The 25,587-nt window shown below is 69.8% G+C and carries 18 protein-coding genes and 1 pseudogene; 7 read left to right on the top strand and 12 right to left on the bottom strand.

Annotated elements, in window-relative coordinates; translation table 11 throughout:
- Positions 1-1,404: a glycosyltransferase 87 family protein gene (locus ACILSK_RS01865; RefSeq protein ID WP_395725395.1), complete on the top strand. Its 1,404-nt coding sequence runs from the start codon at positions 1-3 to the stop codon at positions 1,402-1,404.
- 166 nt (positions 1,405-1,570) lie between these two features.
- On the opposite strand, the gene ACILSK_RS01860 is transcribed toward ACILSK_RS01865, so the two are convergent.
- Complete coding sequence (locus ACILSK_RS01860; protein ID WP_395725394.1) at positions 1,571-2,962, bottom strand: cation:dicarboxylate symporter family transporter; 1,392 nt, start codon at positions 2,960-2,962, stop codon at positions 1,571-1,573.
- A 173-nt stretch (positions 2,963-3,135) separates the two neighbouring features.
- On the opposite strand from ACILSK_RS01860, the gene ACILSK_RS01855 reads away from it, so the two are divergent.
- The 4 genes from ACILSK_RS01855 (at position 3,136) to ACILSK_RS01840 (ending at position 7,628) form a co-directional block, all read left to right on the top strand.
- Positions 3,136-4,332 (top strand): sensor histidine kinase, encoded by a 1,197-nt coding sequence (locus tag ACILSK_RS01855; RefSeq protein WP_395725393.1) that lies wholly within the window; start codon positions 3,136-3,138, stop codon positions 4,330-4,332.
- A 413-nt stretch (positions 4,333-4,745) separates the two neighbouring features.
- Positions 4,746-5,648 carry a LytR/AlgR family response regulator transcription factor gene (locus ACILSK_RS01850; RefSeq protein WP_407077046.1) on the top strand — a complete coding sequence of 301 codons (903 nt, stop codon included), beginning with the start codon at positions 4,746-4,748 and terminating at the stop codon, positions 5,646-5,648.
- Positions 5,649-5,677: 29 nt separating this feature from the next.
- Complete coding sequence (locus ACILSK_RS01845; protein WP_395725392.1) at positions 5,678-6,031, top strand: hypothetical protein; 354 nt, start codon at positions 5,678-5,680, stop codon at positions 6,029-6,031.
- Between the two features lie 106 nt (positions 6,032-6,137).
- On the top strand, positions 6,138-7,628 hold the full coding sequence (locus ACILSK_RS01840; protein ID WP_395725391.1) for a cation acetate symporter: 1,491 nt from the start codon (positions 6,138-6,140) through the stop codon (positions 7,626-7,628).
- A 6-nt stretch (positions 7,629-7,634) separates the two neighbouring features.
- On the opposite strand, the gene ACILSK_RS01835 is transcribed toward ACILSK_RS01840, so the two are convergent.
- From ACILSK_RS01835 to ACILSK_RS01805, 7 genes are all read right to left on the bottom strand, one after another.
- Positions 7,635-8,243, bottom strand: coding sequence for a DUF4203 domain-containing protein (locus tag ACILSK_RS01835; RefSeq protein WP_395725390.1), 609 nt, complete (start codon positions 8,241-8,243; stop codon positions 7,635-7,637).
- Positions 8,244-8,408: 165 nt separating this feature from the next.
- Positions 8,409-9,062: a GAP family protein gene (locus tag ACILSK_RS01830; protein ID WP_395725389.1), complete on the bottom strand. Its 654-nt coding sequence runs from the start codon at positions 9,060-9,062 to the stop codon at positions 8,409-8,411.
- A 217-nt stretch (positions 9,063-9,279) separates the two neighbouring features.
- Positions 9,280-9,660 carry a tautomerase family protein gene (locus tag ACILSK_RS01825; protein ID WP_395725388.1) on the bottom strand — a complete coding sequence of 127 codons (381 nt, stop codon included), beginning with the start codon at positions 9,658-9,660 and terminating at the stop codon, positions 9,280-9,282.
- A gap of 175 nt (positions 9,661-9,835) precedes the next feature.
- Positions 9,836-11,377, bottom strand: a complete 1,542-nt coding sequence (locus ACILSK_RS01820; protein ID WP_395725387.1) for an MFS transporter — start codon at positions 11,375-11,377, stop codon at positions 9,836-9,838.
- 266 nt (positions 11,378-11,643) lie between these two features.
- Positions 11,644-12,975, bottom strand: a complete 1,332-nt coding sequence (locus ACILSK_RS01815; RefSeq protein WP_395725386.1) for a DUF2254 domain-containing protein — start codon at positions 12,973-12,975, stop codon at positions 11,644-11,646.
- A gap of 86 nt (positions 12,976-13,061) precedes the next feature.
- The gene (locus ACILSK_RS01810; RefSeq protein WP_395725385.1) at positions 13,062-14,564 is read right to left on the bottom strand and encodes a potassium/proton antiporter; all 1,503 of its coding nucleotides are present in this window, start codon (positions 14,562-14,564) and stop codon (positions 13,062-13,064) included.
- A 139-nt stretch (positions 14,565-14,703) separates the two neighbouring features.
- On the bottom strand, positions 14,704-14,976 hold the full coding sequence (locus ACILSK_RS01805; protein ID WP_395725384.1) for an alkyl sulfatase C-terminal domain-containing protein: 273 nt from the start codon (positions 14,974-14,976) through the stop codon (positions 14,704-14,706).
- Positions 14,977-14,997: 21 nt separating this feature from the next.
- Between ACILSK_RS01805 and ACILSK_RS01800 the strand changes: the two genes are divergently transcribed.
- A complete protein-coding gene (locus ACILSK_RS01800; protein ID WP_395725383.1) occupies positions 14,998-15,207 on the top strand; it encodes a hypothetical protein in 210 nt (69 codons plus the stop codon).
- Between the two features lie 125 nt (positions 15,208-15,332).
- Here the strand turns inward: ACILSK_RS01800 and ACILSK_RS01795 are convergent, their stop codons facing one another.
- From ACILSK_RS01795 to ACILSK_RS01785, 3 genes are all read right to left on the bottom strand, one after another.
- Entirely contained in the window at positions 15,333-16,688 is a 1,356-nt protein-coding gene (locus tag ACILSK_RS01795) for a DUF1254 domain-containing protein (RefSeq protein ID WP_395725382.1), read from the bottom strand.
- 173 nt (positions 16,689-16,861) lie between these two features.
- Positions 16,862-18,568, bottom strand: a complete 1,707-nt coding sequence (locus ACILSK_RS01790; RefSeq protein WP_395725381.1) for a SulP family inorganic anion transporter — start codon at positions 18,566-18,568, stop codon at positions 16,862-16,864.
- Between the two features lie 84 nt (positions 18,569-18,652).
- Positions 18,653-20,542 (bottom strand): alkyl/aryl-sulfatase, encoded by a 1,890-nt coding sequence (locus tag ACILSK_RS01785; protein WP_395725380.1) that lies wholly within the window; start codon positions 20,540-20,542, stop codon positions 18,653-18,655.
- 205 nt (positions 20,543-20,747) lie between these two features.
- On the opposite strand from ACILSK_RS01785, the pseudogene ACILSK_RS01780 reads away from it, so the two are divergent.
- Positions 20,748-24,962 (top strand): annotated as a pseudogene (locus tag ACILSK_RS01780) (isopeptide-forming domain-containing fimbrial protein); the annotation flags it as partial.
- A 191-nt stretch (positions 24,963-25,153) separates the two neighbouring features.
- Here ACILSK_RS01780 and ACILSK_RS01775 read toward each other — a convergent pair.
- On the bottom strand, positions 25,154-25,354 hold the full coding sequence (locus tag ACILSK_RS01775) for a hypothetical protein (protein ID WP_395725379.1): 201 nt from the start codon (positions 25,352-25,354) through the stop codon (positions 25,154-25,156).
- Positions 25,355-25,587: the final 233 nt, after the last annotated feature.

Below are 25,587 nucleotides of genomic sequence, written 5' to 3'. Positions count from 1 at the left end.
TTGCCGTTGCTGTCCCGGCTGGAGTCGGCCGCTGCCCGCCGCACGCCCGTGTTCGTCCTGGTCACCACCTTGCTGTGCGCGCTCACCCTGGCCGCCGGCTACGCGAACAAGGCCCGGTGCATCGGCCCGGACTACGACCACCAGGGCCGCAGCACCCCGGACTACGGTGTCCGGATCACCCGCGACGTCTGCTACACGGACATCCAGTACCTCTGGATCGGCCGGGACATCGACGAGCACGTCTTCCCGTACGTGCACGGCGGGTACGACACCGCTCGCGGTGAGCTGTACGGCGGCGCCGTCGAGTACCCGGTGCTCACCGGGGTGGCGATCTGGCTGGCCGCGCTGCCGTCGGACACGGACGGCGACTTCCTGACGTTCTCGGCGCTGCTGCTGTCCGTCGCGGGGCTGCTGTCCGCGGCGATGCTGGCGTGGCTGGCCGGCCTGCGGTCCTGGTGGTTCGCCCTGGCCCCGCCGCTGGTGCTGTACGCGTTCCACAACTGGGACCTGTTCGCAGTCGCATGTTCGGTGTGGGCGTGTTGGATCCTGCTTCGCGCGGCCCGGGGGACCGGGGGTGTCGACCGGGCTCGGCCACTGATCGTCGCGGCGTTGGCCCTGGGCCTGGGGGCCGGGTTCAAGCTGTACCCCGCGATGTTCGCGCTGCCCGTCGCCTGCTGGCTGGCGGCCGGCGGCTGGCAACGCGGCCGGACCGACGTCACCCGCTGGCGGCGGGCGTGGGTGGGGGCCGGGTTCCTGGCCGGCACCGGAGCGGTCTTCGCGCTGTGCAACCTGCCGTTCATGATCGCCGGCTGGCGGGGGTGGTGGGCCTCGTTCCAGTTCCAGTGGAGCCGGCCGATCGACATGACCACCAACACGATCTGGTTCTGGCTGTTCCGGCCCTACAGCAACTCGGGGAACGAGGTGGTGCAGGACCGGCTGGCGATCGCCGCGACCGTCGCCACCCTGCTCGGCCTGCTGCTGGCCGTCGGCGTCGGCTGGCTCCGGTACCGGCGCGACCGGGTGTATCCGTGGCTGCCGGTGTGTGCGGCCATGCTGGCCACCTACCTGCTGTTCAACAAGGTGCACTCGCCGCAGTTCGTGCTGTGGCTGCTGCCGTTCTTCGTGCTGCTGCGGATCCGGGCCGGGTGGATCCTGGCCTATTTCGTCGCCGACGCGGCGGTCGGTATCGGCTTCTTCCGCTGGCAGTACCTGATCAACAGCGGCCTGCCGGACACCACCTGGGACGCCTTCTCGCCGCAAGCGGTGCTCATCGGTGTCTGGGGGCGGGTCGCGTTGTTGATCGCGCTGTTCGTGGTTTTCTCGCGGGCGTCAGTGGTGGACCTGCCGGCGGCACCGCCGCACGGCAAAGCGGCGGCGAGGATGTCCTCGCCGCCGCTTCCGTGATGCCGTTCCCGGTCTCGTGGCCCGGGAACCCCCAGGGGTCGACCGAACGTGTGAGGTCGCCATTCGGAATTCGATGAAGAGGGTGCCTGGCGATCCGATGACGCAGGAATCGGATTGCCAGACACCCTCTGAGTCCTGTGAATCAGTGCCTGTCAGCCGGGCCTGGTCAGTGGGTCAGTTCCTTGGTCTTGTAGGAGCTGACGTCGGCCCGGTGCTCGGCCGCGGAGTGCTCGTCCAGCATGTCGGTGTCGTCGAAGGGATCCTCGTTGGTGAACACCCGCTTGGTCTGGGCGTAGTCGACCTCCTTGGTCCAGTGGCCGATGACCAGGGTGGCGACGGCGTTGCCGGAGAAGTTGGTCAGGGCGCGGGCCTCGCTCATGAACCGGTCGACCGCGACGATCAGGCCGACACCCGGCACCAGGTCGGGGCGGTGGGAGGCCAGGCCGCCACCGAGGGTGGCCAGGCCGGCGCCGGTGACCCCGGCGGCACCCTTCGAGGCGATGATCATGAACAGCAGCAGCGAGAGCTGCTCGCTCCAGGTCAGCGGGGTGCCCATGGCGTTGCCGATGAACAGCGAGGCCATGGTCAGGTACATGGCGGTGCCGTCCAGGTTGAACGAGTAGCCGGTGGGCACCACGATGCCGACGACGGGCTTGGAGACACCCAGGTGCTCCATCTTGGCGATGAGCCGCGGCAGGGCGGTCTCGGAGGAGCTGGTCGCCACGATCAGCAGGTACTCCTGGCGCAGGTACTTGAGCAGGCTGAAGATCGACAGGCCGGTGGTGACCTTCAGCAGGCCACCCAGGATGACGACGATGAACGCCAGGCAGGTGGCGTAGAAGACGGCGACGAACAGCGACAGCGCACCGATGGCGGCCCAGCCGGCGTTGCCGACGACGCCGGCGATCGCACCGAAGGCGCCGATCGGGGCCAGCCACATGATGCCGGCCAGGATCTTGAACACCAGCCGCTGCGCGACGGTGACCGCATTGATGATCGGATCACCCTTCTTGCCCAGCGCCTGCACGGCGAAGCCGACCAGCAGCGCGACGAACAGGGCCTGCAGCACATTGCCCTCGGTCAGCCCGCCCAGCAGGGAATGCGGGATGATGTCGATGATGAAGTTGCCCGAGCCCTCGGACACGGCCGGCACGGTGTAGGAAGCGGTCGACGCGGCCGCCTGCAGGCTGTCGCCGGGGTGGACCAGGTTGCCCACCAACAGGCCAAGGCCCAGGGCGAACGTCGACATGACGATGAAGTAGAGAAGGGCCAGACCGCCGACCTTGCCGACCTGGGAGGCCTTGCGGACCGAGCCGATGCCCAACACGATCGTGCAGAAGATGATCGGCGCGATCATCATCTTGATCAGGTTGACGAACGCGGTGCCGATGATCGACAGGCCGGCTGCGCTCTTGCCGAAGATCAGGCCGACCGCCACACCGGCGACGACGGCGACGATCACCGCGACGTAGAGCCAGTGCGTGCTGACCTTCTTTTTCTTGGGCTGGTCGGCCACTACGGCACCGGAACCCTCGGGGGGATTTGACACTGTCGACATTGACTCTCTCCTGGGGGACGGAGTATCGGGGGGACTGGAGAGAACAATCCCGGGACGGCGCCCGAAGGTCACTGGTTTGTTCATAAAGTAAGCGGTGTGCGGAACACCGAGAGGTCGACCGGGTATCCGGAAACCCGCTCGCGCGGGACCGAGCCAGTGACGGGAAGCCTTGGGTGACAACGACAATCACTGTCCTGCTGCTCGCCGTCGTGTTGCTCGGGTTGATCGTCATGGCGCTGCTGGGTGGTCGTTTCGTGCGCCGGCGAATGCTCGATCCGCCCGGTGTGCGAGCCGCGGCCCAGGCCTTGCGAACGGCGGGACTGGCGGCTCCACCATTGCGAAATGGTCTTACCAAAGAATCGGCTGTCCAAGCGCTGCCGTACCTGCGGGCATTGCTGGAAACCCCCGGGGTGGCCCTGTGCGATCCGGACGGACGCTCGCTGGGTGCCCAAGGACCCGGCGGGCACCATGTCGACGCCGTCGCCGAAACCGTCCGCGACTCGCTGCGGGCGGACCGTCGGCAACTGGTCACCCTGCCGACCTGCGACGTCGCCGGGTGCGCGGTGGCCCGCGCCGTCGTCGTCCCGCTGATCGCATCGGGTGAGCCGGCCGGCGCGTTGGTCGTGCTCACCGGGTCCGCGGTGGGGCCCTACTTGATCCGGGCCGCCGACGAGACGTCCCGATTCATCACCACCCAGCTCGAGCTGGCCGACCTGGACGCCTCCCGGGCCGACCTGGCCCGGGCCGAGGTGCGGGCACTGCGGGCGCAGATTTCCCCGCACTTCATCTACAACGCGCTGACCACCATCGCCGCGTTCGTGCGGAGCGATCCGGACCGGGCCCGCGAGCTGCTGCTGGAATTCGCCGACTTCACCCGCTACTCCTTCCGCCAGGCCGGGGAGTTCACCACGCTGGCCGACGAGCTGGGCAACATCGAGAAGTACCTGACCCTGGAGCGGGCGCGGTTCGGTGACCGGCTCCGGATCCGGTGGCGGATCGCGCCGGAGGTGCTCGGGGTCGTCGTACCGTTCCTGTCGATCCAACCGCTGGTGGAGAACGCGGTGCGGCACGGCCTGGCCGGTCGGCCGGGCGGCGGCACCGTCTCGGTCACCGCCGAGGACATCGGCCCGGACTGCGTGATCAGCGTGGAGGACGACGGCCAGGGCATGGACCCGGAGCGGGTCGGGCGGCACGACGAACCCGGCGCCGATCATGATGCCGATCATGTGGGGCTGGGCAACGTGGACGACCGGCTGCGCGCGGCGTTCGGCGAGGACTACGGGCTCGTCGTGGAGACCGCACCGGACGCCGGCACCAAGGTGATCGTCCGGCTGCCCAAGTTTGCACCGGGCGTGACGGCCCTGTCCTGAGCCCGTTCGACGCCTGACCCCGCCTGACCCCGCCCGTCCGGCCGTCCCGCCGTCCCGTCGACTCGCCAAAGATGCGTGTTCCCGGGGGCTGCCGACCACCTGGTTCCCGCCGACTCGCCAGATATGCAGGTTCCAAGGCCCTCGGAACCTGCATATCTGGCGAGTCGGCGGGGGTACGGGTGCGGGTTCGGCGGGGGACGGGTTGTGCGGGTTCGGCGGCGCCGGGGGTTCGGAGTCGGCGGGGGTGCGGGTGCGGGTTCGGCGGGGTACGGGTGCGGGGGTCGGCGGGGGACGGGTGCGGGGGTCGGTGCGGGCGTGGGGCGGGTCGGGGTTGTCCGGGGTGGGTGCAACGACCAGGATGCAGTCAGCCGGATCGCCCCGGCGCGACGGGACGACCGGACGGGAGGTGTGGATTGCGGCCAGGAGTCGGTGACCAGGCCCGACGGGACTCCGCTGAGCGCGCGCCGGCGGCGGCCGGCCTGACCGTGCTGGCGGTCGACGACGAGGCGCCGGCCCTGGACGAGATCAGCTACCTGCTGCGCGGCGACCCGCGGGTCGGCACGATCCTGACCGCCGGCAACGCCGCGGAGGCAATGGCTCTGCTCACCCGCGCGGACCCCGACATGCCGATGCCGGATGCGGTGCTCCTGGATATCGCGATGCCCGGCTGGGACGGCGTCGACCTGGCCCGGGTGCTCTCCGGGTTGCCACGCCCGCCGGCGGTCGCGTTCCTGTCCGCGCACGACAACCGCGCCGTGGAGGCCTACGAGATCGGCGCCGTCGACTACCTGCTCAAGCCGGTCCGGGCGGCCCGGCTGGCCGAGGCGGTCACCCGGTTCTGCGCGGCCCGGGACGCAACGGCCGAGGTTGACCGGCGCCGGTTCACCGACCCGCAGCGCACCGGCGTGGACCGCCCGAGCGGCGCCCCGGCCCGACCGCCCGCGGCCGCGCCCGGGTCGCAGGACGTGATGATCGCGGTCGACCTGGCCGGCAGCACCCGGTTCGTCTCCCGGTCGTCGGTGTGCTGGGCCGAGGCGCAGGGCGACTACGCCCGGCTGCACGTCGCCGGTGGTGGCAGTCACCTGATCCGCACCCCACTGGCCGTGCTGCAGGAGGAATGGGCGCCGGCGGGATTCGTGCGGGTGCACCGCGGCTACCTGGTCGCCCTGGGCCGGATCGTCGAGCTACGCTCCGTCGACGGCGGGTACCGCATCCTTGTCTCCGGCCAACCGGCCATCGCCGAACTCCCGGTCAGCCGGCGTCACCTGCGGACACTCAAGCAGCAGTTGCTCGCCGGCCGCCGGCCCGGCCGGTGACCGACCGCCACCCGCCCCGGCGGGTTCGGGTGGTGCTTGCCGACCGGCGGCCCGCCGCCCGCCGGCCGGTGCTGCGCGCCGCCGAGGTGGCCGAGCAGACCGAACTAGGCCGCGAACTGGTCCGGGGACTGGTTCGCGCCCAACTCGTCGCGTCCATCCGGGTCGCGGTGCTGGCGTTGGCGCTGTTCGCGCCGCTGCCGGTGCTGTTCGCCTACGTCCCCGCGTTCGGTGCCGCCCGGGTGCTGGGCATCCCGGTCGCCTGGTGGCTGCTCGGCGTGCTCGCCTACCCGACCCTGTACCTGCTGGCCCGCTGGCACCGCCGGCACGCGGAGCGGATCGAACGCGATTTCACCACGCTCCTCGGGCGGGATGAGCAACGATGACCAGGGTGGGCGGTAGCGCTCAGCACTGCCGAGCGAATCATGGACACCACGGCAGTTCCCACGGGTGCGGCGCGGAGCCGGCGAGCGCCCCGACGAGGGAGTTGCGATGACCCTCGGCAACTCCACCCTGTCCCTGGTGGCGATCGCCCTGGTCGTCGTTCTCACCGGCGTGATCGGCGCCTACGGCGTCCGGTTCGCCCGGACCACCAACGATTTCCTGGTCGCGTCCCGCACGGTGCGGCCCGCCTGGAATGCGGCGGCCATCTCCGGCGAGTACCTGTCGGCCGCGTCGTTCCTGGGCGTCGCCGGATTGATCGCGGTCTACGGGCCCGACGCCCTCTGGTACCCGGTCGGATTCACCGCCGGCTACCTCGCCCTGCAGTTGTTCGTGGCCGCCCCGCTGCGCCGATCCGGGGCCTACACCGTGCCTGACTTCGCCGAGATCCGGTGGGGGTCGAGGCGGCTGCGTGGGCTGGCCACCGGGCTGGTGCTGGCGATCGCGTGGCTGTACATGGTTCCCCTGCTGCACGGGGCCGGCCTGGTGCTGCAGCAGGTCACCGGCCTGCCCCGGTGGGTCGGCGTGACGGTGGTCGCCGGCGTGGTGACGCTGAACGTGGTGGCCGGCGGGATGCGTTCCATCACCCTGGTCCAGGCCTTCCAGTACTGGTTCAAGGTGGTCGCCATCGCGGTCCCGGTGCTGGTGGCATTTGCGGTGACCCGGCCGGGGGTCGGCGAGCTGTTCACCGGTGCGTGGGCCGCCGCCGGCACGGGCCTGGGCGGGGGATCGTCCGCGGCCGAAATCTACTCGTTGATGCTCGCCACCTTCCTGGGCACTATGGGACTGCCGCACGTGCTGGTCCGCTTCTACACCAACGTGGATGGCGGGTCGGCGCGGGCGACGACCGTGCGGGTGATCGCGCTGCTCGGGGTTTTCTACGCCTTTCCCACGCTGGCCGGGGTGTTGATGCACCGGTTCATGCCGCCGCCCGGACCGGGTCAGGCGGACACCCTGTTGCTCGGCCTGCCTGCGCAGGTGATCGGTGGGTGGGTGGGTGCGGTGCTCGCCGCGTTGGTCGCCGCCGGCGCCATCGCCGCGTTCCTGTCCACCTCGTCCGGGCTGGTGGTGGCCGCCGCCGGGGTGCTGTCCACCGATGTGCTCCGCGGCCGGGTGCGCGACTTCCGGGTGTCCGCGGTGGTCGCCGGGCTGGTGCCGCTCCTGATCGCCCTGCCGACCACCAGCGTGGACATCTCCCGGGTGGTCGGGATGGCCTTCGCGGTGGCCGCGTCGACCTTCTGCCCGCTGCTCGTGCTGGGCATCTGGTGGCGGGGGCTGACCACGGCGGGAGCGGTGGCCGGGCTTGTCGTCGGCGGCGTGATCTCCCTGGGCGCCCTGGCCACCTTCGTCGCGTTTCCGGCGGTGTCGACGGGCGCCCTGGAGTCGTTGCTCGGGCAGCCGGCGGTCGTCTCGGTGCCGGCCTCGTTCGCCACGATGGTCGTCGTCTCGTTGCTCACCCGGAGTTCGGTGACGGCCCGGGCCGACGCGGTGCTGGCCCAGTTGCACCTGCCGTCCGCGGCTCGGCGGGTGGGCGCACCCTGACCGACGTCAGGCGTCCTGGACCCGCTCGCGCCGATCCTCGTCGTCCCTGGCCCGACGCAGGTTCAGCGCCTTGGGGAACAGCCGGCGTTGGGTCAACCACCCGGCCGCGGCCAGGGCCACCCAGAGCGCGGTGCTGAGCGCCTGCTCACCGCCGGGGGTGGGGTGCCGCAGGAAACCGAGCGAGTCCGGCCAGATCAGGCCGATGGCGCTGAGGATCAGTCCCGCGCCGCCGATCGCGGTCGCCCAGAGCAGCACCCGCTCGCGAAACTTGTCGGCCAGGAATCCGAAAACCAGTGCGGTGGCGATCACGACGACCGCCGCCAGCACGATGGTGCGGTCGGCCCCGGCGGACACCGAGTACAACTTGGCCCCGATCAACGACCCGGCGACCATGCCGACGACGAACCGGGCGACCTTGAAGACGAGCGCGACCAGCAGTTCCAGGATCAGCGCCGAACCGGCGGCGACGAGCAGCGTGGTCCAGCCCGAGGCGCCGAACAGGTCCGCCAGCAGCCAGCCCAGGCCGAACCCGGACGCCATGATCGCCAGATGGACCGACCCGATGCCGAAGAAGCACAGCACCACGCCGACCCCGACGACGACCCACTCCGTCACCGCATCCCCCTCGACTTGCCGGTGCGAGCCCGGGCTGCCCACCTCGCCCCGGCTCCGGATCGTTTCCAGAATCCCACGACGGAGCCGCCGATCGGCACCCGTCGAGCCGACCCCTTCGGATGACGCAGCAACCGGTTCGGTGACTGGCCGCTACCTCCCCGGCCGTCAGAACCCTCCGATTCCCTTCCCGACCAGCACCGCACCGATGACCAGGAACAGCACCGCCATGACCGCGGCGGTGTGCTCGTCCAGCCAGGACTTGGCCTCGTTGAGCGGCCCGCGCATCCTGTCCTTGGCCACGGCGTAGGCGATCACCGGGACGGCGACGGTGCTGGCGGCGATGACGGTGAAGATGACGATGACGATGACGTCATCGGCCACACTCAGCCCGCCCGCTCCGATGGCCACACCCGCGGCGACCGCCATCAGGAGGTTCTTCGGGTTGACCGCGGCCAGCGCGAATCCGAGGCCGAACGCCTGGACGAAGCCCATCTTGTCGATGGCCGCCATCCACTTCGGCTGCCCCTTTTTCTCGTTCCGGCCACGCCACTGGCGCAGGCCCGCCATCATCAGCACGGCGCCCAGCCCGACCTTCACCCAGCTGACCCCGGTCGGCTGTTCGCTCGCCCCGACACTGCCGGACACGACAGTGAAAAGGCCGGTGGCGACAACGATGCCGAGCACCCACCCGACCAGATACCCGGTGCTGGTGCTGCCCGCATGGCCCGAGAACAGCATCAGGATGGCTGCGATGATCGGGATCGGTGAGATGGCAATGCCGACGGCCAGGGGCAGGATTTCGCCGATCACACCGTTCATCTGGTCCTCCGTTCGTTCGTGGTGATGGTCAGGGTGACAAATCTCGAACGCCGGATCCGGCTGATCGGTGGGGGATTCGATCGTGGGAAGGCGCTCGCGTCATCATCGAATACCACGCCCTCAGTGCCTTTGCCGGCCTGCGGGACCGGCAGTTGGCGCTGAGCCGGGTTGCCGGGTCCTTCCGGTGACCGCCGAGTGCGGGCCGGCCGGACAAGTGTCAGTCCGCGTACTGGGCGAGACCTCCGCCGAATGACCAGTTCTCTTTCGGTACCTCGACCAGGCTGATCACCACGTCATCGACGGCGATGCCGACTCGCTCGTGCAGCCCGTCGGCGATGGCCCGGTAGAGCGACTTCTTCACCTCGAGGGATCGGCCCTGGTTGAGGGTGATCTGGATGATCAGCGACGCAGGGGAGCGGTCGAGCAGGTAGTGCGGGTCCAGGATCAGGTCGCCCGCGGCGTGTTCGGACACCACCACGAACCGGTCGTTGGCCGGCACGTTCGCGGTCGCGACCATCGCCTCGTAGACGACATCGGCGATCGCGGTGCGCTCCTGGGCAGGGCGGCCGGCCGGCAGGTCGATGCGAACCAGGGGCATGGGTGTTCTCCTTCTGATCGGGGCCGCGGACCGGGACGTCCCGCCCTCGTCAATCGGTCTCCACGAACGCGCCTCACAGCACCCGCCACCTTGCCGGTGTGATGCCCGGCCCCGACGGCGGTGCTGTCCGCTTTCGCCTGTGGCATCAGCGCTTTCATCGACTCACGCAGTTCCGTCAAGCGGTCAGCTCCTTCTTCGCGGCGCCGCGCCGCGGCCACACCAACGCCACCACGACGGTGACGACCAGGGACAGTGCGGCGGTGGCGAGCATGGTGCGACCGAGCCCGCTGGAGAACGCGTCGATGACCGCCTGGGTCACCTTGGCAGCGAGCTCGGGGTCGAGCGCGGACAACGCGTCCTTGTACGAGGCGGAGTTGACCAGGGCGTGGTGGGCCTCGTCGACCTGGGCCTGGGTGAGGCCGGTCGCGGCGATCGCCGCCGACGAGTCGGCCTCGGTGAATCCGCGGGCGAACGCCGACAGCAGCGCCACGCCGAGCGCGCCGCCGACCATCGACGACATCTTGAACACCCCGGCGGCCGTGCCGGCCAGCGATTGCGGGACGTCACCCACGGCGGTGTTGGAGATCGGGGTGGACAGCAGGCCGAGGCCGACGCCGATCACCACCAGCGCAACGGCGATCAGCACGATGGTGGTGTCGGAGTTCAGGACGCCGAGCACGGCCAGCCCGGCGCTCATCACGACCAGCCCGATCAGCACCGGCAGCCGTCCGCCGTACTTCCCGCCCAGCCGGCCGCCGACCGGGATCAGCGCGAAGATGCCGATGGTGGCCGGCAGCATCAGCATGCCGGCGGCGATCGGGCTGTAGCCGCGGGCGTTCTCCAGCCACAGCACCAGCAGGTAGCTGAGCCCGGCGAACGCCAGGTTCATGGTCAGGTTCGCCGTCAGCGCCCCGTCGTAGGGGCGCAGCCGGAACAGCTTCAGATCGACCAGCGGTTCGGTGACCCGTTGCTCGACCAGCACCCAGATCACCACGAGCACGACCGTGGCGGCGAACAGGCCCAGGATCAGCGGGCTGCCCCAGCCGGCGGCCGGTCCGTCGGTCAGGGCGTAGAGCAGGGCGAAGGCGGCCAGCGCAATCGTCACGAGGCCGACCCAGTCGACCGTGCGCGACGCGGTCGGATCCTTCGATTCCGGGGTGAGTGCCCGGATGACCAGGAAGGCGGCGACCCCCAGCGGCACGTTGATCCAGAACAGCCAGGCCCAACCCAGGGTCTGGGTGATCACCCCACCGATCGCCGGGGCCACCGCCTGCCCGCCCCAGGCGACCGCCTGCCACACCCCGAACGCGGTCAGCTGGTCGCGGCCGGAGAACTGCGGCGGGATCAGCGCCAGGGTGGCCGGCAGGATCAGCGCGGCGCCGATGCCCATCAGCCCGCGACCGACGATCAGCGTGCCGGCGCCCGGGGCCAACGCCGCGACGACCGAGAACGCCGCGAACAGGGCAATGCCGATCAGCAGCATCTTCCGGCGGCCGAACACGTCGCCGAACTTGCCGGCCGCGATCACCAGGGCGCCGGCGACCAGACTGAACGCATTGTTCGCCCACTGCAGGGTGGACAGGTCGGCGTGGAAGTCGTCGGCGATCGCCGGGATGGCGACCCCGATATCCGCGAAGGCCAGCCAGACCAGCCCGGCCGCGGTGCAGGTGGCCGCCAGCGACACCCAACGGCGGGACGGGGCGGGGGGAGCGCTCATCCCACCGACGTGATCGCGAGGTCGACCGGGGGCGGGGCTTGCCGGTGATCTGTCCGCCCGACCACCCGGAGACCCGCCGACGTGCCCGCGCACTGGATCATCGCGCGAGTGTAGAACGCGCCGCTCCCTGCGCGACCGGTTCGTTCCGGCGCGCTTGGCGGCGGCTCCATCCGGCGCTGCCCGGCGGAGCCAACCCGCGCCAGGCGTTGCCGGTGGGGGCGAGGAGCCGGTGCCGGGGAGGCGGACGAACCCGGGCGGGCGAAGCGTCACCGCGATGTGGAATCGGTCAGCCCGGATCGGTGCGCCGCGATGATCCTCTTGAGCTGGTCGGCGGCCGCCTGCACCTGACGCAGGTCGGCGGGTTGTGCGGTGTCCCTGGTCGCATCGGCGACGATGAGGTCGGCCTGCTCGTCCAGCGCGGCCCATCGTTCGGGGTCGTCGGGCAGCACCGCAGCGCAGTTGGTCAGCAACCGGAGCAGGGCCGTCGTCAGTGTGGGTTCGCTGGAGCCGTAGCGCCGGATCAGCCCGCACATGGTGTCGAGGTAGTCCCCGAACCGCCGGGCCGGCACGATGACGACGCCCTGACCGGTGGCATCCCGCACCACGTCGTCGCCGAGCGGGCGGACCGCCATCGCGCAGAAGATCACTGAGAGATGATCGACCGCCTGCACGGCCGTGTACGGATCGTTGACCGCGGGAGACAATGCCTTGCAGGCCATGTCGACCAGTTGCCGGATGCCGAAGGCGGCGTCCTGCTCCTGGGTGCGTTCGAAGCCGACCCGGACAGCGTGCTCGATCGGATGGGTCAGCACCGCGGGATCGGGTGCGGGTTCGTCCGGGCCGGGGGTCCACATCCACCCCAGCACGGTGCCGGCCACGACATGTTCACCGACGCGCACCCGCAACCTGATGTGCAGGTGGTACCGGCCGGCCAGCGGCAGCAGGTGCTCCGGGTGGACGGTCTGCAGGTAGCCCGACACCGGGGCGGGAATCGGCACCGCCCAGTCCGGCGCGATCGGGGCCGGGTCCTCGCTGCTGCCGAGGTGGCCGTGCACGACTCGGAGGGTGCTCGATTCGACGCGTTTGGCGATGGCGTCGACCTGCACCGAATGGGCCAGGTGATCCGCGTAGTAGACGACCATGCCCAGGCTGACGAACATCAGCAACAGCGCACCGCTCACCGCCAGGCGGGGAAAGTCCTCGGTGCGGGCGCCGCCGATGACCCCGACCGTGTACAGGCCCGACGCGGTGTACACGAAGGTTGCCACGAAGGTGCTGAGGACGACCTGGTTGGGCTTGTCGCGCAGGAAGTTGCGCAGCAAGCGGGGCGAGAACTGGGTCGAGGACAGCTGCAGCGCGACCACCGTGAGCCCCAGGACCAGCGCGATCACGGTGACGACGGTGCTGGTGATGTCGATCATCAGACCGCGGGCGTCGTCCGCGGTGCCCTGGAACGCCAACGGCGCCAGCACCGAATCCGGGCCGACGTCGATGTGCGAGACGGCGAACCCGATCAGCAGCGCCGCCAGTGCGCTCGCCCCGGGCAGCACCCACAGCGATCCGGTCGTGTACTCGCGGAGGGCTTCCCGGTTGATCATCGTCTTGCTCCTCACGGGCGCTCCGGAGTCACAGTACGACCGAAACCGACCGTCGGCAGTGCGATTCATGACGCCGGTGCGAACGCCTATTCCGGCGGCCGGTGCGGGCCGTCACGGCGGTGGGGCTCGGCCGGGGGTGCGCGAAAGATCTGGGCGAGATCGACGTCCGCGTCCGCCAACGCGACCACCTCGTCGCCGGCGCGCAGGCGGGTGGTCCCACGAATCTGCACGAGCGAACCTTCGCGCGTGACCAGGCTGATCCACGCGGACCGGTCCAGATGCAGGGCGGCGATGGTCGTTCCTTCCGCCGCCGATCCGACGGCCACGACGTACCGGTGCAGACCCTCGGGTTCGCTGCGCAGCCCGATGCCCAGGGTCCAGGGCTTCGGTACGAGGGTTCGCATCGGCACGCGGCACCGGCGGGCGACGAGCGGCGCCAGCCCGCCCTGGACCAGCACCGAGATCAGCACCACCACGAAGACGATCCCGTACAAGCGGTCGGCCCCGGCGACACCGGCGTCCACGATGAAGATCCCGAGCAGGATGGGAACCGCACCCTTCAGGCCCGCCCAAAGAACGAACCCCCGCTCGCCCCAACGCAGCCGCAGCGGCAACAGCAGGATCCCGACCAGCACCGGGCGCACGACCCCGATGAGCAGGGCGGCCAGACCCACCGCCACCCAGAGTTCGCCCGGATCGAGCACCTCAGGTACCGACACGGTCAGTCCCAGCACGGTGAACGCGACGATCTCGGCCAGTCCGGCCAGGCTCGAGCTGACCCGTTCGATCTCGCTCTTGAGGGGGGCCCGGACGTCGCCGACCATGATCCCGGCCAGCAGGACCGCGAGGAAGCCCGAGCCGGACAACACGGTCGTGACCCCGAAGATCAGGCCGGCCGCCGCCAGCACACGAATCGGGTACAGCGCCTCGTTCGGCAGCGGGCGGCGCATCAGGCGAGCCAGCCCCCAGCCACCGGCCACCCCGACCAGGGCGCCCACGAGCAGCTGGCGGGCAAACTCGACCAGGCCGTCGACCACCGCGGAGCCCGTCGACGACGACCCGGTGGCGCCCAGCAGGGCGATCATCAAGGCGATGCCGACGGGGTCGTTCGCTCCCGATTCGCCCTCCAGGATCACGCCCGAGCGGCCGGTGATCTCCCGGCGTCCCAGGACGGAGAACACGACCGCGGGATCGGTGGGCGCCAGGGCCGCACCGATCAGCAGGGACGACTCCCAGCCGAACCCGAACAGGCCGTGCGCCGCGAGCGCCAGCCCGCCCGCGGTCACAATGGTGCCGACGACCCCGAGCCAGGTGACCGCGACCGCCGCCGATCGGAATCGACGCCACCCGATATGCATCCCGCCGTCGAACAGGATGAAGATCAAGGCAACCGTGACCAGTTCCTCGTCGACGCCCAGCGGGACGGCCCCGAGCGTGGGGACGAAGGTCGTGCAGACCGCCGCCCCGACCAGGAACAGGGCCGGCGCCGGTACCCGCAGCCACTCGCTCAACCGATGCGAGAACACCGCCAGCAGAACCGCTGCGGCCACCACCGCGACGAGCGCCCCGAAGCCGACAGTCCCGGTCATCGTCCGATGACGCGCTGTCGGTCGAGGGTCGACGCCGGCCCCGCCTCAAGGGAGTTCGGGTTCCTTCTGACGAGGCATCGCACCCCGGAAGTAGAACCCGTCCGCGCGGGCGGCGCCACCGGTCCGTCGGGCGGGCGGATCAGGGCGTGACGATGGGGGCGTTCTGGTCGCCCGGATCCGGCACGGCGATCAGCCGGGCCAGGGCAGAAGCGTCCCCGGACAACGCGATGCCCGCATCAGCCAGCTTGTCGGGGGACACCACCCCGAGCGCCAGGGCAGGCAGCGACCGGCTGGTGGTGGTCACGGTGGCGTCGGCGTCGCCCTTCTGCGCGGCGGCGCTGTAGGTGAGCACGCCGTTGGTCACCCGGAGCCGGCACCGCTCGTGCGGTGACTCGCAGTAGCTCCGACCCATTGCGCACGATCGCTTGTGGTCATGAGCCGAATCCAGGCCGCCCAAGCAACTGCGTCGCCGGATGATCAGGCAACATCTCCGGATGTCGTGCGCCGACTCCTGGCAGTCTTGATCGACGCGGTTGTCCACGCCGACGGCGACCCCGTCGATGCTGCGTTTGCAGCATTGGCCACGCTCGAGACGGTCCGGGTCAAGCGGACGACGACGAACCGTCAGCGGTGCGACACCTGACCGTGACCGAGACCCACCGGCACGACTGTCGAGCAGTTCGACCATGACACACCGGGTGGGAGTTTCGACGAGCACCACTGCGACTTCCGCCGAGCGCAATCCGCGCACGTCGCTTGGGTGGTGGTTCAGCCTCGGCGAACCGGCGGCGGCGCCCAGGACCCGTCGAGGATCGTCGGGTCGGGCCAGTAGGCGCGCAGGTACACGGTGAACTCCTCGGCGGGTGCCGGTAGCCAGTTCGCGAGCAGCTCCGGGTCCGTAGGTGCGGTGCCGCCGACCGTCAGGGTCAGGGAACCATCGGAGCCGTAGGTCAGGTCCTTGTTCTTGGTGCCGAGGGAGAACCTGTCCAGCTCGTTCGGGTGGAAGAAGTGGTGCTTGTTGTAGACGGTCAGCGACCAGAATCCGCGGACCGGTGGGATCTGACGTGCCTCGAACGTGACGCTGTACCGGTTGTCCCCGTGCAGCCGCTCCCCGTCGCTGTCCAGATCCTGGTAGTAGTAGGTCGTTTCGTTGGCGGTGTTGACGAAGATGTTCGACTTCCCGACCGCTGTCCGGCTCAGGTAGTCGGTGCCGAACGCGGCCCCGGACCGTTGGGTGGTCCAGTGGTGGGCGACCGGGATGCCGTAGTTGCGGAACTCGAACAGTTCACTCACGACGGCGTTGGCATCCAGGGCCGCTTGCTGGAGTGTCTCGGCGATGACCGGGTGGGTATCGGCGGCGGTGAGAACCGAGCGGTACCAGTCGTACAGGCCCTCCTCACCGGGTCGGGCCGGCACCTCGTCCAGGACTTCGCCGAAGACCTCGAAGAACTTGTTCGGGTCGACCCACTGGGTTTCCTCCTGGTCGCCGGTGGAACCCTCCTTTCCGAAGGACGGCACGCTGCCCCAGTCCACCACCTTGGTCGTGCCGTCGTAGTCGTCCAGCGGATACACGCTGATCTGGTCGACCAGCGGCTGCACCGCCTGCCGGTCGGCGTCGGTGTCGTCCATGAACACCCGTGGGATGACCACCGCGACCCGGGTGTCGTACCGGAACACTCCGGTGATGCTGTCGGGAACCTCGCCGTCCCACCCGTCGGGGGCCAGCAGGTAGTGACCGGGTTTCGTGCCGTACATGGAGCCCAGCTGGACGAACGAATCAGTCCGTTGATTCACCACCTGGTACACCCAGAACCGGTCGCCGAAGTCGGGGACCTGCACCACCGATGGGCCGCGCCTGGCGTCCAGGGTGCCGAACCCGTAGACCACGTCCTGGTTCGGGCAGGCCACGATCCGTTCCTCCGGGCGGATGTAGTCGCGGAGCATGCCGATGGTGCCCGGCGGCCCGGCCGGGACGATCCCGGCCAGCAGCCCCGGTTCCGGCAGCTGTTCCATGAACACCCGCCGGTTGTGCATGTTGACCAGAGGCCAACCCCACACGTAGGCGGCTCGGCCCACCTCCGCGGCGTACGCCCGGGTCATCTTCTGAGTACTGGCATCGAGCATTTGTGTGCCTGACCTTTCGTTGGAGTCTGATTTCGGTCTGCGAGGGGTCCTGCACACCCCGCCCACTGAGGCGGCAGACTCACCCTGTCGTCGTCATGACGTCAGCGGAGTGGACGCTGCACCGGCCACTGTCCGCCATCGGTGTCATCTGATGACCGTAGTCGGCTTTCCTCTCATGGTGGTTGATCCGGCCCGGCGATCGCGGTGTCGATGGTGGGATACGCCCCGTGGTGGAAGGCTTCCGGGACGACCCGGCCGATGACATCGCGGAACTGGCCGATGTCGCGGGCTATCCGTAGCTCGATGCCCTGCCGATGCAGGGTGTCCGCGAGTCCGACGAGCATGGTGGCTGCGGTGATGTCGATGAACGGGCTGGTCTCGGCGTCCAGGATCACGATCCGGGTGGCCGGGGTGCACATGGCCTGGATGCGGTCCCGGACGTGGTCACTGTTGGCGAAGAACAGCCCAGCCTCCACCCGGACGACCAGCACGGTGGGGTCGGGTGCGAGACCGGGGTGCCGGTCGATGTCCAACCACGCCGCATCTTTTCGGGTCAACCGGGCCACGTGTGGCCGGGACACCCGGTACAGCAGCAGCACCATGGACGCGACGATGCCGATGATCAGACCGGGCAGGGTGTCGAAGATCAGCACCCCGAGCAGCGCGATGATCGCGGCGGCGAAATCGGCGCGGGCCGCGAATCCGTAGATGCTGCCCAACCGCGCCGTCGATACCCCGAACAACCTACGCAGCGAAGCGATATCGACCAGTTCGACCACCGCCGCGATGACCACTGCCGCCAGGGTGGCCTCCGGCAGTTGTTGGAACAATCCGGTCAGGAACAGCAGTGTGATCACGGTCAGGGCGGCCACGACCAGCCCGCTGAGCTGGGTGCGGGCCCCAGCGGACCCGTTCACCGCGGTCTTGGACAGGCTCCCGTTCACCACCATGCCGGAGCACATGCCGGAGCCGATGTTCGCCGCACCGAGACCGGTGAGCTCCCGGTTCGCCGACACCCGATAGCCGGCTTTCGTAGCGTAGGTCTTCGCGGCGCCCAAGCCCTCGGCGAACCCGATGATCAGCACCCCGGCCGCAGGGCCGATGAGGTCGAGATAGGCGCCCGGTCCACCGGTGCCGGGCAATCCGATGGCGGGCAGCCCGGCCTGGATGGGTCCGACGATGTCCAACCCGCGTTGATCCAACCCGAACATCGCAGTCGCCGCGATCGCCGCCAGGACCACCAGCGAACCCGGGACCAGCGGCAGCCATCGGCGCAGCGCGAGCACCGCGGTGAGGCTGACCCCGCCGATCAGCACCGTCAAACCGTCGACGTCGCCGAGCTGGGTGAGCACACCCCAGGTCTGTTCGAGAAAGTCCCCGCCGGTCTTCGGTATGCCGAGCAGTTTCGGGACCTGACCGATGATGATCGTCAACGCCAGTCCGACGATGAATCCCTTCAGCACCGGTTCGGAGATGAACGTGGCGATGAAACCCAACCGCACCAGCCCGGCCAACAAGCCCAGCACGCCGGTGACGATCGCCAGCGCCGCGGTCAACGCCACGAACCGGGCCGGGTCCCCACCGGCGACCGGGCCGATGATCGCCGCGGAGAGCGCGGCGGTGGCCGACATGGGGCCTACCACCAGGTGTTTCGAGCTACCCAACGCGGCATACAAAACCAGTGCCGGGGCAGCCGCGTACAGCCCGACGACCGGCGGGACTCCGGCGATCGTGGCGTACGCCAACGCTTCTGGGACCAGCACCGCCCATACCGTCAACCCGGCCAGCACATCCGGGCGGACCCACCGGCTGCGGTAGCCCTGCAGTGATCCGAACAGCGGCCACCGCTTGCTGGACGATGGTGGTGCTGTCCCGGTCATGCCCATTGTCCTCCCAAGGATGCTCCGGCGGCATCAGCGACCGCACCCCCGCCCACCCTGCCGGTGCGCGGTCGCCGACCTGGGTCAGTCCGGGGTGACGATCGCGAAGTTCTTGTCGCCCGGGTCCAGCACTGCGGTGAGCCGGGTCAGGACGGTGGCGTCGCCGCTGACCTCGATACCGGCGGCGGCCAGGCCGTCGGCGGACAGGCCGCCGAGCGCGAGCGCCGGGAGCGCCCGCCGGGTGGTTGTCAGGACCGCGTCCGCGTCACCGGTTTGTGGCCGCCCGCTGTAGGTGAGCACCCCGTTGGCCAGGCGCAGCCGGTATCGCTCGTCGATGTCGGTGAGGACCACGTCCAGGGTGAGCTTCTCGTCCCACGCGGCTGGCCCGTTGACCTGGATGGCGATGGCGTCGAACAGCATTGACGGGGATAGTTGGCCAAGGACGTCCGGTGCGGTGGTCTCCGTCGGGGTGCCGAACTGGCCGTCCCGCAGCTCGGTCGCCCCAGACAGGTAGAAGTCCCGCCAGGTGCCGTTCTCCGAGCCGTAGCCGAGTTGCTCGTAGGTGTCGGCGAGCAGCTCCCGGGCCGCCGCATGGTCGGGTTCGGCGAAAACAACGTGGTTGACGACCTCGGCGACCCACCGGTAATCCCCGGCGTAGAACGACGATCGGGCCTTGTCCACGACGGTGTCGGCGCCGCCCATGAAATCGACGTACCGCTTGGCCTTCTCGACCGGAGGGTGCTCCCACAGATGGGCGGGGTTGCCGTCGAACCAGCCGAGATAGCGCTGGTAGATGGCCTTCACGTTGTGGCTGACCGATCCGTAGTAGCCGTGGGTGCTCCAGGCCTTCTCCAGGACCGGCGGCAGCGTGATCTGTTCGGCGATCTCTGCGCCAACCAGGCCCTTGTTCAGCATCCGCAGAGTTTGGTCGTGCAGGTACCCGTACAGGTCCCGCTGCGTGGACAGGAATTCCACGACCCGCTCGGCGCCCCAGACGGGCCAGTGGTGGGAGGCGAACACGACTTCGGCGTCGCCGCCGAACAGGTCGATCGCCTCGGTCAAGTAGTGCGCCCAGGCGTGCGGGTCGCGAACGACCGCGCCGCGCAGGGTGAGCAGGTTGTGCAGGTTGTGGGTGGCGTCCTCGGCCGCGCATAACGCCTTGAAGGCCGGTAGATAGATCAGCATCTCGGACGGTGCCTCGGTGCCGGGCGCCATCTGGAACACCATCCGCACCCCGTCGACTGTTTCCTCGTGACCGGTGGTGCTGATGATGTCCGTCGGGGCGATCAGCGAGACCGTTCCGGTGGACAGGGTCTGGCCCAGCCCGGCACCGACCTGGCCTTGCGGGCCTCGGGCCAGGGCTGCGCCGTACATGTACCCGGCGCGCCGGTTCATCGCCGTCCCGGCGTACACGTTCTCCGAGACGGCGTGCTCGATGAACCCCTCCGGTGCAAAGATCTTGACCTGCCCGGCGTCGACCTCGTCCTGGGACACGAAGCCCTTGACCCCACCGAAATGATCGGCATGTGAATGGGTGTACACGATCGCCTTGACCGGCCGGTCACCACGATGCTTGCGGTACAACGCCAGCGCCGCCGCGCCGGTCTCAGCGGACAGGAGGGTGTCAATGACGACCACACCCTCGTCGCCCTCGATGAACGAGGTGTTCGATATGTCCATCCCCCGCACCTGGTAGATCCCCTTGGCCACTTCGAAGAGGCCACCGACCGCGACGAGCCGGGATTGGCGCCACAGGCTGGGGTTCACGCTGTCCGGGGCGTCGCCCTGCAGGAACCCGTAGGTCGAGTTGTCCCACAGGACGGTGCCGTCGTCGGCCAGAACGGGGCCCTCGATAGGTGCGACCAGGCCGCGACGCACATCCTCGAAGTCCTGTTTGTCGGAAAACGGTAACCGCGACAACAGGTCTGCCTGCTGCCGGGCAATGGTGGGGGATGCCGGCTTCGGAATGGACATGCGCCCCACCATGCCAGTGATGGACACGATGCCGATGTGACGCGGACACAGATTCCCTCGTTTGCAGGAGTGATGAATCAAGGGGCTTTCGGGTGCCCTCGACGTCACGATGTGTTTGGATGGCTACGTTCCGTGGCACCGTCACCCGAGGAGTTCGACTTTCCGATCGTCGCCCGGATTCCTCGTCGGTCGGGGAGGTTGACGCATGGCACGTCCGAAGATTGGCCTACGGCGGTTCGCCGGCCTGCTGCTCAGCCTGTTGCTCGCGGTCGGCATGGTCGGGGTGTCGGCGCCGGCAGCCTGGGCGGCCGACCCGACCGCGTCGATTTCGATCCAGAAGTCGGCGAACACGGACACCGTCACGCCGGGCCAGACCTTCGAGTACACGATCCAGGTGCAGTGCACCTCGGGCGCCGTGGACGGGTGCGTGAACGCACAGGTCACCGACCTCCTGCCGGAGTACATCAGCCTGAACGGCACGGTGACGGTGGCCGGCAATACCAGCAACCCGACGGTCGACACCGAGCCGACGATCGTCGTCTCATTCAATGATGACCTCGGCGGCGGCGATATCGGCCTGGCCCCCGGCAACGTCATCGTGATCACCATCCCGGTGAAGGTGGACGACGACATCCCGCCGGACGCCAGCGGCACCGACCTGGTCAATACCGCCACCATCTCCGCCGACAACGCCGACCAGAAGTCCGACGACGCGACGGTCACCCCGACCGTCGAGACCACCCTGGACGCCGTCACCACGAAGACGATCACCCCGGAGGGCGCGTCCGCGATTCCTGGCACTGCGCTGTCGGCCGAGCTGACCGGGCAGAACACCTCCAACGTGCCGGTCGACACGCTGGTCATCACCGATCCGGTCGACCCCGATGCCGCGCCCAACCCGTTCCAGTACCTGGCCATCACCGCACCGCCGGCCGACGTGACCATGCCGGCCGGTGCCGACACGGTGCAGGTCTCGCTGTACGTGAACGGGTCGTGGGTGGACGGCCCGGCCGGCCCGCCGCAGCCGACCTACCCGGACGGCGTCGACCCGGCCGATGCCACCGGCATCCGCTGGACGTTCGCCAGCGCCGATGGCGCCGACATTCCGGCCGGGGCCACCGCCGGGGCCGGCATCACCATGCAGCAGCGGGACACTGTCGTCGATCTGACCGACCCGACCACCATCACCAACGACGCCGGCACCACCGTGCGCACCGACGCCGGGTCGGCGACCTCACCGCCGGCGAGCGACACCTACCGGATCCGGCCGGCCGCGATCGACGTGGTCGCCGGCAAGTCCTTCGACCCCGACACGGTGCGGGCCGGCGACCCGAGCACGGTCACCCTGACCGGCACCAACAACTCCGCGGACCCGCTGACCGGCATGACCATCACCGAGCCGGCGTCGGGTACCCCGAACCACTTCGCCGACGGCGGGTGGACCTACACACCCGGTTCGGACCCCGTCACCTTCCCCAGCGGCGCCACGGCCGGGACGGTCACCTTCGTTTGCAACGGCACACCCGGCAGCCCGCAGCCGCTCACCGACAACGCCCCGTTGCCAGATCCGCCGGGCGGGTGTGCGCCGGTCACCGGCTTCACGGTGCAGTTCACCGGCTCGATCGCACCCGGGGCGGCGGCGACCATCCCGTTCGTTGTGACCACCGACGCGACCCAGACGCAGCAGGAGCTGACCCGGGACAACACCGTCCAAGTGGACGGCGCCAACGACGTCAGCACCGCGACCAACCGGGCCACCGACTCGATCCTGTCCATCGTCGACCGGATCGACGTCGTGACCTCCAAGAAGATCGTGCCGTCGACGGTCCCGGCGTGGCCGGGGGAGATCGTCACCGCCGAACTGTCCGGCCGGGTGCTGCCGTTCCCGGATTCGACGGTGCCGGCGACGACGATCACCGTGCAGGACCCGGCGACGATTCCCGACCCGAACCAGTGGTACGACTCTTTCGATCCGGCCGGGGTGGTGGCCACGCCGGTGCCGGCCTGCGCGACCGGTTCGGTGTTCTACACGGTCGACGGCACCACCTGGCTGCCGGTGCCCGGCATGCAGGACGTGCCGCCGGGCATCTACAACGCGCCCTTCCCACAGGCCGTGGCCGACGAGGCGATCGGCATCCGGTTCGTCTACACCGCCGCCCCGGCCGGCAACGGCTGCAGCGGCGGCTTCCCACCGGGAACGTCGGTGGCGCCGAACATCTCGTACTCGCTCGAGGGAGACGTGCCCAACGAGGCGGCGACCTTCACCGACTGCGCGGCGAGCGCGGCGAGCAGCCCCACCGTCGACGCGACCTCGCCCGAGGCGTGCGACACCGTCGACGTGACGCCCTACGGGCCCGGCACCGTCGACCCGATCGACAAGGCCTGGGACCTCGGTCTGCTCAACGCCCGCTCGCAGGAGCAGGCCGGCGCCACGATCTCCTGGTCGACCGGGGGCTTCACCGGCATCGGCCGGGTCCAGATCACCGACCCGAATTCCTTCGATCAGGCGCTGCCGACCAGCGTGTTCGACACGTTCGACCTGGTCCGCATCGACCCGATCACCCCGGCGCTGGATCCGTGGCTCACCTACGACCAGATCGTGGACGTTCGGCTGTTCCGGCTGGCGGCCGGCAGCACCGATCCGGCCACGGCGACCTGGCAGGACGCGACGAACGATCCGTGCCCGGCGGCGTGCGACGGCACGTTCCCCGGCTACACGCTGACCGCCGACGAGCGGGCGTCCACCATCGCCTTCCAACTCGACTACGTCGAGAGCCCGACCCGGGAAGACCGGCTGTCCGCCGGCGCACCGCCGGTCGGCTCCGGCGTGGCCGCCTCCACCGGCAACGACCGGGACGTCCACCCGGTCTTCCAGCTCCGCGACGACCTGCGCAGCGACCCCGATGTCCCGATCACCGCCGACCGGCTGTACAACACCGCCGAGGCGGGCGTCATCGACAACTCGGTGCGGATCGACCCGTTCCGACGGGTCATCGACCGAGACCCGATCGCTACCTTCACCGCTGACGACACCATCGCGCTGGTCGACGTGCCGGTCACCGCGGACGCGACCAAGACTTGGGCCGGTGGCCCGCTCGGGATCCCCGACCCGGGCGTTCCGCAGGATCAGTGGCCGACCGCCCGGGTCACCGTGACCGGGGCCAACACCACCCCGGCCAAGGTCGACGAACTCGTGATCGCCGACCCGACGGCCGGCACCAACCCGTTCGACGCGTTCAACCTGGCCGGTTTCGTATCGATCACCCCGCCCGCCGACATCGGCGCGTCGAACCTGGTCGTCACCCTGCTGCGCAGTGGCACCCCCACCACCTACTCCCGTGACGATGCGCTGGCGCTGACCGAAGCGGACCTCGTCGGGGTGACCGGACTGCGCCTGGATTACACCGGCCGGATCAACGCCAGCACCGCCACCCCGAAGCCGCTGGCGACGGTCGTGTTCGACACCCGGCTTCGCACCGAGTCCCGGTCGACGAGCCAACCACCGCAGCCGGGTACCACGATCACCAACACCACCACCACCACGGTGTCCGACCTGGTCGACTACCCGAACGTCACGCCTCATTCGCAGCCCGCCGACGCCACCGCCGACATCCAGCTCGTGCCCCAGGGCATCGACGTCATCGCCGGCAAGTCCTTCAGCCCGGACACGCTGACCGAGCCGGCCGCCGGCCCGGTGACCGTGACGATCTCCGGTCAGCCGGTCGCCCCCGGCGGCGGCGTGCTCCCGCCGTCGCGGGCGGTGCAGCTGGTGCTGACCGACACCTCGACGACGTTCTGGAATGCCTACGACCTGACCCAGCTGAACCCGATCACCTTCGTCGAGCCGGTCGACCAGGTGCAGGTTGACGCCTACACCGGCGGCACCTGGTCGGTGGCCGGCGGGCAGCCGGTGCTGACCGGCGGCTCCTGGCAACTCGGCAGCCCGAGCACCGACCCGGCCGTCGCGCTGCCCGGCACCGTCACCGCCGACCAGGTGCAGGGCCTGCGATACACCTTCACCCGCACCGACGGGGCGAACTGGGAGAACCCGGCCGACCCCGTCCAGACGGCGACGTTCCAGGTGACGCGGCGCGACACCCTGCACACCGGCGGACCGGTGCTGCCGGACCTGGCGGCGAGCCCGCCGGCGCCGGGGGAGCCGGCCCCCGGTGTCACCACCAACGACGTCACCGCGGACGTCACCAGCTCCGACCGCGACGCCGCCGGTGATCCGCTGACCGCGACCGACGACGCGGCCGCCACCATCATCTACCAGCACGCCACCAACGCCGTCACGGTGAGCAAGGTCGGCAACAACGCGGCCGGCAGCGACGTCTCGCCGGGCGCCGACTTCCCGTACACGCTGACCGTCACCAACAGCGGCGACGTCCCCATCGTCGACCCGGTCATCACCGACCGGCTGCCCGCCGACGCCGACGGGCCGCAGGTCGTCATCGCCGACGACCCGACGTTCACCTACACCATCACCGGCGGCACCGGGATGCCGACCGATCCCGCCCAGATCACGCTGACCGCCACGCCGGACCTGGCCACCGCCGACCAACTGCAGTGGACGTTCCCGGCCGGCAGCGTCCTGCCGGTCGGCGCCACCTACACGATCACGTTCACCGTCAAGACCCGGCCGGGTGTCGCCGCCGACACCGTGCTCACCAACGGGTTCGGGGTCACCGGCGACCGGCCCTGGGACCAATGCACGAACGGGGGCACCAATGAGGTGGTGCCGGGCACCGGGGAGTGCGCGACGGACGCCACCAACCGGGTGCTGGAGGCCGCGGCGATCTCCGTGGTCAAGCAGGTCAAGGCGCAGGGCTCCGACCAGCTCGGTGTCGTGCTGGATCCGTTGATCCTGACCAAGCCGCTCTGCCGGGCCAACGCCGACGGCTTCTACGCGCGTCCGTGCATCCCGATCGCGCAGCCCGGTGGCGACGTCACCTGGCGCTGGCAGTTCGTCAACGTCGGAAACCGGCCGCTGGACCGGGCCGATCCTGGACCGCGGATCGCAGTGGCAGCCGCTGCTGACCGGG

Origin of the sequence: Nakamurella sp., from assembly GCF_044224575.1 — a bacterium.
Classification (GTDB): domain Bacteria; phylum Actinomycetota; class Actinomycetes; order Mycobacteriales; family Nakamurellaceae; genus Nakamurella.
Note: the sequence above shows the minus strand (reverse complement) of the source record. Positions and strands in the feature narration are given on the sequence as shown.